The sequence below is a fragment of the Streptomyces sp. NPDC004721 genome (assembly GCF_053601495.1).
The window spans coordinates 41,621-54,596 of record NZ_JBSGBZ010000053.1; the positions used below are offsets into that span (position 1 = coordinate 41,621).

Annotated in this window: 7 protein-coding genes and 2 pseudogenes; 4 read left to right on the forward strand and 5 right to left on the reverse strand. The window is 70.7% G+C overall.

What is annotated here, in order from left to right; genetic code table 11:
- Positions 1-72: 72 nt before the first annotated feature.
- From ACWEK3_RS33585 to ACWEK3_RS33600, 4 genes and pseudogenes are all read right to left on the reverse strand, one after another.
- Entirely contained in the window at positions 73-1,374 is a 1,302-nt protein-coding gene (locus ACWEK3_RS33585) for an SWIM zinc finger family protein (RefSeq protein WP_453251388.1), read from the reverse strand.
- Positions 1,371-4,307, reverse strand: a complete 2,937-nt coding sequence (locus ACWEK3_RS33590) for a DEAD/DEAH box helicase (protein ID WP_453251389.1) — start codon at positions 4,305-4,307, stop codon at positions 1,371-1,373. Before ACWEK3_RS33590 ends, ACWEK3_RS33585 begins: the two co-directional genes overlap by 4 nt.
- Positions 4,304-6,583 carry a plasmid pRiA4b ORF-3 family protein gene (locus ACWEK3_RS33595; RefSeq protein WP_453251390.1) on the reverse strand — a complete coding sequence of 760 codons (2,280 nt, stop codon included), beginning with the start codon at positions 6,581-6,583 and terminating at the stop codon, positions 4,304-4,306. Before ACWEK3_RS33595 ends, ACWEK3_RS33590 begins: the two co-directional genes overlap by 4 nt.
- A gap of 494 nt (positions 6,584-7,077) precedes the next feature.
- Positions 7,078-7,778, reverse strand: a pseudogene (locus ACWEK3_RS33600) (integrase core domain-containing protein); the annotation flags it as partial.
- 469 nt (positions 7,779-8,247) lie between these two features.
- On the opposite strand from ACWEK3_RS33600, the gene ACWEK3_RS33605 reads away from it, so the two are divergent.
- The 3 genes and pseudogenes from ACWEK3_RS33605 (at position 8,248) to ACWEK3_RS33615 (ending at position 11,246) form a co-directional block, all read left to right on the forward strand.
- Positions 8,248-8,892 (forward strand): hypothetical protein, encoded by a 645-nt coding sequence (locus ACWEK3_RS33605; protein WP_450547304.1) that lies wholly within the window; start codon positions 8,248-8,250, stop codon positions 8,890-8,892.
- An 893-nt stretch (positions 8,893-9,785) separates the two neighbouring features.
- A pseudogene (locus ACWEK3_RS33610) lies at positions 9,786-10,353 on the forward strand (3-oxoacid CoA-transferase subunit B); the annotation flags it as partial.
- A 374-nt stretch (positions 10,354-10,727) separates the two neighbouring features.
- On the forward strand, positions 10,728-11,246 hold the full coding sequence (locus ACWEK3_RS33615) for an SMI1/KNR4 family protein (protein WP_453251391.1): 519 nt from the start codon (positions 10,728-10,730) through the stop codon (positions 11,244-11,246).
- Between the two features lie 286 nt (positions 11,247-11,532).
- Here ACWEK3_RS33615 and ACWEK3_RS33620 read toward each other — a convergent pair whose 3' ends face one another.
- Positions 11,533-11,766: a hypothetical protein gene (locus ACWEK3_RS33620; protein WP_453251394.1), complete on the reverse strand. Its 234-nt coding sequence runs from the start codon at positions 11,764-11,766 to the stop codon at positions 11,533-11,535.
- Positions 11,767-12,256: 490 nt separating this feature from the next.
- On the opposite strand from ACWEK3_RS33620, the gene ACWEK3_RS33625 reads away from it, so the two are divergent.
- The coding region (locus ACWEK3_RS33625; protein WP_453251392.1) for a heparan-alpha-glucosaminide N-acetyltransferase domain-containing protein at positions 12,257-12,976 on the forward strand (720 nt) is incomplete at its 3' end.

Sequence of the window (12,976 nt, forward strand, 5' to 3'; positions counted from 1 at the left end):
ACCCGCCACGGCATCCGACTGGACCCATCGGACACACCCCAGGCAGCCTCCCGGACCAGCCGTCCAGGACCGTCAGTTCCGCGTGGCGGCGGTACGGGCCGCGACGAGAGCGGCGACGGGGTCGGCTGTGGCGGGGGCACAGGGCCACCATCGGGTGGTGGAGCCGCGGCCTTCGCGGAGGTAGGGATGCCATCGGTTGTCGGGGCCGAGGCGGATCTGGACGCCCTCGTCATCGGCGGTGAGACGGTTGCGCCAGACGCGTACCCGCACGGTGCCCGCGGTGTCGTCCTCGGTCTCCGCGTTGTCGGCGTTGTCGGGGTCGCAGAGGGCGGCGCGGGCCGCAGCCATGGCAGCGGGGTCGGGGGTGAGGGGCGCGCGGGCGACGGCGACGCCGGCCGGGCCGCCGTGGCGCTGGGCGCGGACCAGGCGGGCGAAATCGAATGGAGGCAGGCCGGTGGAGCGTACGAGTTGATGGAACCAGTGCTCGCCGACGCCGCTCGCGGCGAGGCGTACGGCGTCGTCGAGCGGGGTGCAGGTGAGGGAGGCGGTGTGTCCGGCCGCAAGGGCGCGGGCGCGCTGAGCGGTGTCCCGGGTGAGGGCTTCGAGGTCGTCGAGGGTGAAGGGGGCGTCGGGTGGGGGCGTGGTCGTGAGGGGGGAAGGGACCGACCCGGGGTCGGCGGGGTCGGCGGGCGGGCTCTCGGTTCCCTCGGTCTGTGAGGCGGGCGGGGTGAAGACGCCGTCGAAGGAGGCGAACGCGTCGCGGGCGGGCACGCCCCGGCCGCGGGGCGTGCCGCCGGTTTCCGGCGCGGCGCCTGTGCGGGCCTGGCGCCGGGTGCGCAGCGCGGCGAGGACGGTGTCCTTGGTGCGGCCGCGGAGGGTGAAGAGCCAGAAGGGGTCGTCGTCGAGGTGGGCGGCGGTGGCGTAGCACAGGGCGGCGGCGTGCTTGCAGGGGTAGCCCCAGTCGGGGCAGGAGCACTCGGGGTCGAGTTCGCTCGGCTCGGGCAGCAGGGGGATGCCGGCGGTGCGGGCGTCGTCGACGAGGTCGGCGGGCATCTCGCCGTCGAGGAGGGCGGCGGTGCGGCCGGCCTGGGCGGCGATGGCGTCGAGGAGGGTGTCCCACTGGGCGTCGGTGAGGACGCGCAGGTGCACCGCGGCGTCGTACGGCCAGGGGGCGCTGCCCTCGACCTCGGCGCGCAGCACACCGGGGGTGACGGTGACCGGGCCGACCATGCCCTTGCGGGCGTAGGTGCGGCCGCGGGAGAGGCGGCCGGAATCGAGGGTGGAGGCCTCCAGGGCGTCCACCCAGGCCTGCCCCCACCAGGTGGCGGCGAAGGCGCGGCTGCCGGTACGGGGTGCCTTGCGGGCGGGGGTCATGCCTCGAACTCCTTGGAGAGTGCGACGAGTTCGGCGAGGTCGGCGTCGGAGAGTTCGGTCAGGGAGGCCTCACCGGAGGCGATGACCTGGTCCGCGAGGGCGCGCTTGGCACCGAGCAGGCGGGCGACCCTGTCCTCGACCGTGCCCTGCGTGGTGAGCCGGTGGACCTGGACAGGGCGGTCCTGGCCGATGCGGTAGGCACGGTCGGTGGCCTGGTCCTCGACGGCGGGGTTCCACCAGCGGTCGTAGTGGATCACGTGGGTGGCGCGGGTGAGGTTGAGGCCGGTACCGGCGGCCTTCAGGGAGAGCAGGAAGACGGGGAACTCGCCCTGCTGGAAGGCGGCGACCATCTCCTCGCGCCGGGGGACGGCGGTGGCGCCGTGCAGGTAGCGGGCGCGTACACCGCGGTCGGCGAAGTGCCGCTGAAGGAGCTTGCCCATCTGCGTGTACTGCGTGAAGACCAGGGCGCCCTCGCCTTCGGCCACCACCGTGTCGAGCAGTTCGTCGAGGAGTTCCAGTTTGCCCGAGCGGCCGGGCAGCGGACCGGCCTCGCGCAGGTAGTGGGCGGGGTGGTTGCAGATCTGTTTGAGCGCGGTGAGGAGTTTGAGGACCAGGCCGCGGCGGGCGATGCCGTCCGCCTTCTCGATCCGGGCCATGGCCTCACGTACCTGCGCCTCGTACAGGGCGGCCTGCTCGCGGGTGAGGGCGACGGGGTGGTCGGTCTCGGTCTTGGCCGGCAGTTCGGGGGCGATCCCAGGGTCGGACTTGCGGCGGCGCAGCAGGAACGGGCGGGTGAGACGGGTGAGTTGCTCGGCGGCCTGCCGGGCCTGTTCGGCGGTCTCCGCGTCGTCGTCCATGCCCAGCGCGCCGCGCTCGATGGCTTTGGCGAAACGGTCGCGGAAGGCAGCGAGCGGGCCGAGCAGGCCGGGTGTGGTCCAGTCGAGCAGTGCCCACAGCTCGGAAAGGTTGTTCTCCACCGGGGTGCCGGTGAGCGCGACGCGGGCACGGGCGGGCAGGGCGCGCAGTTCGCGGGCGGTGGTGGCGTACGGGTTCTTGACGTGCTGGGCCTCGTCGGCGGCCACCAGCGACCACTTCACGGCGGCGAGCCGCTCCCGGTCGCGGCGCAGCACGCCGTAGGTGACCAGGACGAGTTCGTTACCGGCGAGGTGGTCCAGGGTGCGCTCGCCGCCGTGGTAGCGGCGTACCGGCACGGCGGGGGCGAAGCGGGCGGCCTCGCGCTGCCAGTTGCCGAGCAGCGAGGCCGGGCAGACCACGAGGGTGGGACCCGCGGTGTCGGGCTGCTCCTGGCGGTGCAGATGGAGGGCGAGCAGCGTGACGGTCTTGCCGAGGCCCATGTCGTCGGCGAGGATGCCGCCGAGGGTCAGGCGGGTCATGTCCGCCAGCCAGGCCAGGCCCCGCTGCTGGTAACCGCGCAGGGTGGCGGTCAGGCCCTTCGGTGCCCGGACGAGGCCGCGGCCCTCGGGGGCGCGCAGTTGGGCGACCAGCTCGCCGAAGGCGCCGGCCGCCTCCACCGCGACGCGCTCACCGTCCCATTCCACTTCTCCGGTCAGCACCGCCTGGAGTGCGTCCAGCGGGTCGAGTTCGCGGTCGCGCCGCCGTTTGAGGCGGGCCACGAGTTTCGGGTCGGCGACCACCCACTGATCGCGCAGCTTGACCAGCGGGCGGCGGGCCTCAGCGAGTTGGTCGAGCTCGGTCTCGGTGAGTTTCTCGCCGCCGAGCGCGACATGCCAGGAGAAGTCGAGCAGGGCGTCGCGGCCCAGCAGGGTGTCCACGGTCGCGCCGGGCGCGGTCGCCGCCCCGATCTCCGCGTGCGCTTCGAGGGACTTGACCAGCTCACGCGGCCAGTGCACCCGCACGCCCGCCGAACGCAATGTGTCGGTGGCGTCCCCCAGCAGCTCCATGGCCTCCTCGTCATCGAGCCGCAGCACGCTGGGGGCGGCCTCGGCGAGCAGGCGAGCCAGCGGTCGCCAGGCGCGGGCGGCGCGACGCAGCGCGAGCAGCGCTTCTTCCTCGGCGCGCGGACCGAGCAGGTGCTGTGCGCGAACCGGATCGGCCCACAACTCGGCAGCGTCCAGGACCAGGGACGGGTCGGCCGCGGTCCGCAGCTGCAACACCGTGTGGAAGACACGGCGCCGCCCGGCCGGGGGCTCGACCCGCAGTTCCACACTGATCTGCGCGGCCCGCTCGGCCGCGGTTTCGGCCGCCCACTGGGCCAGGCGCGGATACAGGGCGGTCGCACGGTTGGCGTAAGGGTTGCCGGGCACGGCCCGGCCGGCGGCCGGGGTGCGCGGCAGAGCGTCCGCGAGCGCGTCGCAGAACTCCCCTACCAGAGCGCCCGGTTCGGCGATTCGTACGGTCTGGTCGTCCGCCGGGGGCGCGGGGAGGTTGTGGGCGTACGGCGGCAGGGCGGCGGCCAGCGCGTCCAGGTCCCGCTTGCCTTTCGCACCGGGCGGTCCGAAGCGCCAGGTGGTGTACGTGTCGGAGGTCAGCGCCGGATACAGGCGTCCCTCGCCCAGCAGCCGAAGGGCGAGCCGGGCGACGGCTGCCCACGCGAGGAGCGAGGGATGGACCCCGGTCCCGGGCAGGTCGAGCAGGAGGGCGAGCGCGCCACCGGGATCGAGCGCCCACCCATCGACGGTGCGGGTGCGCACCCCGCTGCCGTGCGGCAGGACCAGCGGCAGCCGGACCCGCTCCACCGCCTCCGGCGCGGCGGCCTGGGCGGGCACGCGGCAGGCGTCGGCCGCGGACCGGTAGAGCACCAGACGGCCGAGCCGGGCCGGCTGTCCCGGTTCGGCAGGGGCGAACACGGCCGCCCAGCCGCCGGCGACGAGGCGCTCGCGGGCCCAGGCGGTAGCAGCGGGATCGACGAGCGGTACAGCTTCGGCGCCGATCTCCCTCACGAGCAGGCTCATTTGGTGCTCCCCGCCTTGAACGCGGCCTTCCGCAGCCGCTTGGCCAGGGCCTTGTCGACGGGCTTGACGGCATCGGCCAGCGCGCCGAGCACCTCGCCGGCGTGCGGGTGGCCGGCCCGCCACAGGTCGTCGGCGCGCTCGGCCAGCTGGTCGAGCGGACGCCTGCCGTCCTCGGGGCCTGCCAGCAGCTGTTCGCGTAGCAATTGCTCGCCCGCCGCGACGAACGGCAGCACGCCGTCCACCAGCATCCACTCCAGGCCCCACGCGTCCTCCCCCTCGGCAGGCTCGCCGATCCGGCGCAACATGGAAGCCGCCGCGTGAGCACAGCCGGTGACCTTCGAGAGGGCGGCCTTGCGCAGTACCGCCTTCGCCCGCCCGGTGCGGTCCGCCTCCAGTATGGCGGCCAGCACCCGCGGGGCCTGCAGGCGGCGCAGGGCGTCGGCCGGCTCCGTGCCGTCGCAGGCGTCCACCACCTGGACAGCCGCGTCCGCCGCGGGGCGAGCCGCCAGCCAGCCCGCCACCTCCGCCGCCACGTCCGTCTCGGAGGGGTACGCAGGGAGCGCGGCCAGCAGTGCGCGGGCGTCCGCCTGGGCGAGCGAGCCGATCACCGGTGCCGGGACGCCCGCCGCCACCAGCAGCGCGCGCAGGCCGGAGCGGCCCAGCGGGGTGAGCCGGAAGCGGCCGACGGACGGCGTGCCCCGCATGCCGCCGTCGGGCCCGTCAAACAGCAGCGCGAGCACGGCGTCCGCCGGCGGAGGCTCGTGGCCCTCACGTTCGGCGGCGCCGAACAGCTCCAGAGTCCCGGCGGTGTCGTGATATTGGCCGATGAGGAGCGCCGAGACCAGCCGCCGGGCCGGGCCTTCGGGCAGCCCTTCCATGCCGTCGGTGAGGAAGCCGTCGACGGCCAGCCACTCCCCATCGGGCAGCCCGTACGCCGCGATCAGCATCAAGAACACCAGCGGCGGGGCTTCCTCGACCAGCTCCCGCAACGGCTGCAGCCCGCCCGGCAACTCGTCCAACGCAGGGAAGGAGAGGGAGAGTTCGACCGCCGCGCCCGCCACCGCTTCCTCCCAGGCAGACAGGAGCGCCGCGTCATCGTCCTGATCCGGCAGTTCGCCGCCGGCGTACGCCCGGTTGCCCTCCACCTCGACGAAGCCACAGTCCAGCGCCCAGTCCCAGGGCAGAGCCAGCGGCTCCATGTCAGCCGCGCTGCGGACCTTCGCCAGCCACGCGGCCCGCTCCTCGGCATCACCCCACCCCTCGGGGTCGACGCGCCACAGCTCGGCCTCCTCCACGGCCTGCCGGGCGAGCTTCGGCCGCAGCACCCCCTTCGGGGTCAGCTCCCGACCGCCGCCGCACCAGTGCCCGAGCCGCACCGCCGCCATGAAAGCGGGCACCTCGCGCACCGCGCGGGCCAACTCCGCCTCGCCAGGCAGCCGCACGGCCGGCACCCGCAAGCCCACGGCGCCCAGGACATCGGACAGCGACACCTCGTCGTCCGGCTCGTCGCCTTCGGCGAGCGGTCCCGCGCCTCCGGGCAGCGGGTGCAGACCACCGCACTCGCACCGGTACCTCCCCGGCGGGACCTGGCGCCCACCCGGCCCGCCGCGCCTCTTCCGCTTCGTGCCCACCGCCCGACGTAGCGGCACCTGCGCGAGCTCCCCGGTGAGCTCGGCGGGGTCGAAGGCGACCGGGTCGAAGCCCACCTCGTACAGGCCCGCCAGCACCTCGTCGTGCAGGCCGTCGTACTCCGCCCACTCCTCACCGCCGTGCCGGACAAGCGTGGGGCTCGGCCGCTCCCCGTCCGCGTACCGCTCCAGCAGCCCGGCCAGCCCCCACACACCGCCGAGGTCCTCGGCGGGCGGCATGGCCCGGCGCCCGCCCGCGCACACCGCGTGCTCCCCTTCACCCTCCCGGGCGGGGCGCACCGCCTCCACCGTGATCCGGTGCAGCCAGTCGTCGCCGAAGTCGTACGTGTAGTCCATGCGGTCGCCGATGCCCGGCAGGACATCCGCGAGGCCGGCCTCCTCCTCGTCGAAGACCGGGACGTCGAGGTCCTCCCGAGGGGCGTACCGTCCGCCGGCGCGGTCCTCGAAGACGTGCAGGTGCATGCCCTCCCAGCCGAACGCCCCCTGGATCACGTCGTGCAGCGACCCCAGGGCGATGTCCGAAGGCACCACCAGCCGCCGCCACACCGGAGGTCTCATCCCCACCAGAGCGACCTTGAGCTGGTGGACGAAAGCAGTGCGCTCCCCGGAGCTGCGCTGGGCGGTCATGGCTGAGGGCTTCCCATTCGTCGGAGGCATAAGCTCCGGGGCACGCGACGCGCCCGCCGCTGTACGCCGAACGGCTGACCCGGCCATTCTTGCAGTCCTGAGCCACCGGCCCGGCCGCCGGGCGGAATTCCCCCGGCCGACTTGCGCACGAACCACACCTTGTGCCTGAGTTCCAGTCCCGGCCCGCACGGCGCCCGATCCCGGCGAAGTACTGATCACTGACTTGGTGGCGAAGTCGAGATCGGGCTGCGGCTGTGGTCGTCAGCCCGAGGTCACGGCGGAGTCGGTGGACTCGGGTGGGCGGGCGGCCGGGCCGTCCGCCATGTCGCCGAGATTCTTATCAGAGTTCCGCCACGTGGTGACTCCACCCAGGTCGACGCCGACCACGGCCCGTCCGCACGGAGGAGAACGACCGCGTGACCATGCTCGCAGAACACGTCGACGACGTCATCGGAGTCGACACCCCATGCCGCTCGAAAAGTCGTCGCCGCGGGTCACGCGGCGTATCTGCACTCGTTGATGAGGCCGCCGAGGATTCGGGTGCGCAGCAGCTTGTGGGCGCCGAGGTCTATCGCGGTGGGCTGTGTCTGGGCAGCGGGTGGTAGCTGGTTGCGCGCCTGGTGGGGCCGGTGCTCGTTGTGGTGGCTCTGGTAGGCCGCAAGCCCCTGCCGGGCATGTGCCTCTCCCATGACGAGGATGTGGTCGAGGACCTCGCGGCGGATGCTGCCGATGACGCGCTCGCAGTAGGCGTTCATCCGAGGTGCCCACGGTGCACTTCTGATCACGTCCAGTTCCTCTGCCTCAAAGACGGCGTCGAATGCCTCGCCGTACTTGCCGTCTCGGTCGCGCAGCGGAAACCGCAGGGACTCCATGTGTATCCCGAGGTCGGGGGTGAGATTCCTCGCCTGCTGCACCGTCCACTCCCGCGTTGGGTGGGCGGTGACGCTGGTGATGTGCAGGCGCCGGGTGCCGTGCTCGAGGAAGGCCAGCGCATAGAGCCGCTTGCCGAGCGTGGTGTCGATGTGGAAGAAGTCCGCCGCGATGATGCCTTCGGCCTGGGCGGTGAGGAACTCACGCCAGGTCGGACCGGAGCGACGCGGCGCGGCGCGGGGTCGATGCCCGCTCCGTGGAGAACCTTCCACACCGTCGAGGCTGCGATCCGGTGCCCGAGCCGAGCCAACTCTCCACGCACTTTTCAACACCCGTAGAGGCGTGTCTGTAGGTGACGACCCTCAAAGGCCGCGGACGGCAAGCACTCCTGGAGGACAGGTACTGCGAAGCTGAGAAGACCGTCGAGTCGGGCGGCAGGCGCGCGGCCGCCGCCTCCGATGCAGCAGCAGGACCGGATTCTCAGCCGCTCGTGGCCGGCATCCCTGGCCGCGTCGAAGCAGCGAACGGAAACCAATTAGGAGTGGTCGCTCCACCACTGCACAGTGGGTATGCGTTGCGCAACAAACACCCGTGGTCAGTCCGGCAGTTGATCCTCGGACACCCGGAAAGAGACCAACACATGCCTTTGTCCCGTACTATCACTGGAACACAGCTTGCAGTACTAGCCGCTGCAGCCTCCACACCCCCGCCTAAACGGCACACGCGTTCGGATTCGCGTACGTCTATGGACCTGCGGCAAATGGACTGCAGACCCGGAAGGAGTGACAACTCTCATGTCCAAGACCGAAACGGCAACTACCGGCCTGGCAACGCAGTACGCCGCTCAAGTAGCCACGGACCTTGAGAACAACGTCAAGGAGCAAGAACGCATCAGCGGTGACATCACATCGCTGCAGGAACAGTTGGCCACCCTCCAGCACGAACACGCCGTCCTGGTGAATGTCCAACAGGCCCTTGGCGTTACCTCGGTTCCGCAGAAGCCCACGACCGGTCGGGCCACGAAGGCAGTGCCCGCGCCCCGCAAGAAGCCCACCGCCGAGCCGAACCAGAGCAAGCGGAAGCAGGCCAAGATGCCCGCCGCACCTTCCCGGGAAACCGCCCCCAAGAAGAACTCGCCGAAGAAAACCGCAGACAAGGCGACGGCTTCACCAACAGCACAGCGCACCCTCGTCGAGATCGTCCGCGAGTACCTGGCCGCACGGAGCGAACCGCGCTCCGCCGCCGAAATCACCACCGCACTGGGACAGCAGCACCCCGAACGCAACATCAAGGCCACCGTCGTGCGCACCACGCTCGAAGGACTGGTGGCCAAGAACCAGGCCCAGCGCAGAAAGCAGGGCGCCTCCGTCTTCTACACACCGTCCAAGGCGCCGGAAGCTTCCGCAGCAGGAAAGGACAGCCAAAAGCAGCCCGCCTGAACACGACGCCGGCGCAGGCACCTGAGGCACCGCTGTCCTGCACGACAGCTGCCATACGGCTGAGCAGTTCCGTCCATCAGGAGGCACAAGCCTTGCCGTATCGGAACCCCGTACCACGGCTGACGGCCGCGTCCCGGAGCGCGCTGCAGACCCCGCGGCCGGCCGAACCGTCCCGCCCCGAGCACTTCCCCTGCTTCGGCGGGCTCCAGGGTGGTCGGCAGCGGGCAAGCGGCGAGGAATCTGTCGAGGATCGTGCCGCCCAGCAGGTGGCCGCCTTGAAGATCGATGACGAGCGTGCCCGCGACCGCCAGGGCAGCTATCGCCCCGGTGCTGAGGGTGGAGACGAAAGACGTGGTGAGCGCGGCACAGCGGCAGACCCCTCTCATCCGTACGAGGTGATGCACCACTTGTACGCCGATAGGTGGTGCGATCGCGCCTTGGAATCCGCTCTTGCGGGGCGGCCACGCCCGGACGAATGCCTCCAGTGGTGGCCTGTTCTGAGGATGTGAGGTTGTGGTGGGAGGGCCTGGAGACGGCCCTACCCGCTCAGGGCGATGGGATCAGTCCGCGTGAAGGACGGCGAAGCCGCGGCCTACTGCACGTAGTACTTCGACGGTCTGAGGGAACGGCAGGGAGCTTGCCCTGCAGCTCGGCAGCCTGAGTGGTGAGCCTCCCCGCTCGGTCCCGTTCCGAGGGCGGGCAGCGCTCATCGACCATCAACCGAGCGCGCCACAAAATACGAGCGTTCGGATTCCGGCCCTGCTATCTCCACACCGAGCCCCGACCGGATGTACCCGATGGAGTAGTCCGTTGCATTGATTCCGCGGAGGACGTACTCCCGGCCAGCGGGAGGGCAGCCGATGGGGCGGATCTCGGTTGCGTACATGCGGTGCGGGCTCCCGACACTCATCCCGAACCACGTGCCCGATGACGTGGAGCTGGTGCTGCAGTCGGAGAACGGCGTCCTCGGCACGGGCCGCTACCCGACCGAGGACGAGGTCGACCCCGACCTCGTCAACGCCGGCAAGGAGACCGTGACCGTACGCCGCGGCGCGAGCTTCTTCGACTCCGCGACGTCCTTCGGGATGATCCGCAGCGGCAAGATCGACGCCGCCGTCCTCGGCGCGATGCAGGTCTCCGCCACCGGCGACATCGCCAACTGGATGATCCCCCGGGGGGATGGTCAAAGGCATGGGCGGGGCAATGGACCTGGTGCACGGTGCCAAGAAGGTCGTCGTCCTGATGGAGCACGTGACCCGGGACGGCGACTTCAAGATCGTCAAGGAGTGTTCCCTGCCCTACATCGGCATTGGTGTCGTCCAACGGATCATCACCGACCTATGCGTCCTGGACGTCACCACCGACGGCCTGCGCCTGGTTGAGCTCGCTCCGGACGTCACCGTCGAGGAGGTCCGCGCCAAGACCGAACCCGCGGTGCTCGATACCGGCCCGGCGAGCTGAGCCTCGCCTGAGCCGCCCCACCGGCAGCCGGGGCAACGATGCGGGTAGAACACCATGGGAGGGCTTCGGCCAAGAGAAGGGGCGCACAGAGGTCGGCGTAGCGACTTTGGCTGGGAGTTTCATGGATCGAGTCAAGGGCGCGTGCGGCACTCGATCAGTTCTTCTGGAAGTGACGCGGCACCTTCCTGACCTGCACGCACTCCAGCTGCCGCCGTTCTGGCCTGCGGGTTAGCGATCGGCGACCGTCGTCGCCTGTCATCGTTGAGTCCCCTCGCACGGCCCAGAGACGGCCCCCAGTCGGATGTATCGGGGTCACGGCCACCGTCTGGCTGTTCCCAGGAGGCCGTCAGCACCAGGTGGCAGGATGCCGTGCCATGACCGCGCCGATCAGTGAGTCGTGGAAGCGAATCGAAAACTGGCTGGCCGAGCATGCCCCGGCGACCTACGCCGCGCTGGCGCCGCCCGCGGATCCGGCGGACATCGCCGGAGCCGAACGCGTCATCGGCCGACCACTCCTGAAGCCCTTGGTGATGTCGCTGTCGCGGCACGACGGTCTCCTCGACCAGCTGGGCTCGCTACCGCCAGGGTTCTACAGACCGATGAGTGCACGCGAGATAGCGGCTGCGTGGCAACTTTTAACCGGCTTCTACGACAAGCGCACGGCGGATGAGAAAGGAGAAGAGGCGGACTACGACTTCATGAAGATCGGGGTCAGCAGCGTCCTGTACGGACACCCGCAGTTGATCCCCATCGCGCGGGACGTCAGCGGGGGTTACCTCGTGCTGGACCACCGTCCCGAGATCGACCGGGGGCGCGTCCACGAAGCCGAGGTCGAGCAAGGTTCCTTATGCGCGTATCACACGAGATGTGGACGTCGGTGCCGGTGCTCATGAAGACGATCGCCACGTCTCTCGAGACCAACCAGCCCCTCAACGACTACACGCGCGTAGTGGACGAGGAGCAGAGACTGTCCTGGGACTTCATACCGCTGCGCAGTGACGGGACCTTGCATCGGTCATGACGCAGCAGCGGATAGTGAGGTCGGTCGAGTCTCAATGGACGTGGCAAGCGCTGGCAACTGCGGTCAGTAGCCGGTCCTGCGGTCGGCGAACGCGGCAGGACCGCCCAGAGACGTGGGAAACCGGACGATGCGCGGGTGGTGGTTTCCCTCCGATGCCGTCATGACGATCTCTGAGCGGGAACAGCCCCCGCGAGGTCGCGGGCGGTCTTGCGCGGGTCGGGATTCGCGTCGTGGACGTTGTGGCTGACCACGGTCATGTCCCCGCCATCCGTGCGTTTGTCGGTGAGCAGGCCGCCGAACAGAAAGCGCCACCGCCATCCTCGCGCGTGCGGCCACCGCCACTGGGCACGGGCACGGAGCAGCCGGTTGGTGTTGACGACGGGGCCCGGCACTCCCGGAACAGTCGTCGTTCATCTTGGCGACGAACGCCTCCTGACTGCCCGCTTCCCAACGAGCCGGCAGCCTCGCCACGTTGTTGCCGGAAGGGAGCAGCAAGGCCGTAGATGTCCAGCAGGACCACGTCCGGGCGCTCCGCGCAGACGATGTCGACGGCCGGCACCAGTCGCCGCGACGACCTCGATCTCGTCGGCCGCGTTGAGGACGAGCCGGAAGTTCGGAGCAGTGCCTCATCGTTCACCACTGCAAGCCGGATCACATGTGTTCCGCCTCACAGTCTGTTCGGGGCCGTCGGCTGTACAGTCGAAAGCACACCGGCCGATGGCTGTCCATCCCTGCTACACCGAGCCCAAAGCCCCACATGACCAGGGCGGCTCCGCAAGCAGCGGCTCCAGACACCCGGCTGGTAGGCCTCCGCCGGATGGCGGGGCAGCCCGGACATCTGCCGGTTACCTGGCGATCAGCCCACGCTCAAACCTGGAAGGCATGACGCAGTACTCAGACGTCGCAGCTCCCGTGGTGGACGCCCCGGCCCCCGCGCGCGACAGCAAGAAGGCGCCGACGGGCCGACTGATCGGGCTGGACCTGGCCCGCGGACTCGCGGTATTCGGCATGTACGCGGCTCATGTGGGGCCCGACCCTGACCAGGGGGGAGTGACCGGCTTCCTGATGGAGCTGGCCCACGGCAGGTCCGCCGCGCTCTTCGCCCTCCTGGCGGGCTTCGCCGTTGTTCTCATCACCGGGCGCAGGACGCCGAAGACGGGGCGGGCCGGGCGCCAGGCAGTGGTCAAGGTGGTGATCCGGGCCGTGATCCTTCTGGCCCTGGGCACCGCCCTGACCATGAGGGGCACCCCGGTCGATGTGATCCTTGCCTTCTACGGCCTGTACTTCCTGCTCGTACTGCCGCTGTACCGGCTCGGCGCCGGCCCACTGGCGGCGATCGCCGCGGGAACGGCCCTCGTCCTGCCCCAGGTGCTCTACGTGGTGCAACAGGCGATCGGCGACGGTGGCGTCCGCTCGCCCGGTGAACCCGACGGCATCGTCTCGCTGCTCTTCACCGGCACCTACCCGGCCCTGACGTGGATCCCGTTCGTGATCGCCGGCATGGCCATGGCCCGCCTGGACCTGGCTGCCACCGCTGTCCGGACGCGCCTGGCCCTCACGGGTGCCGCTCTCATGATCACCGGCTACGGAGGCTCCTGGCTG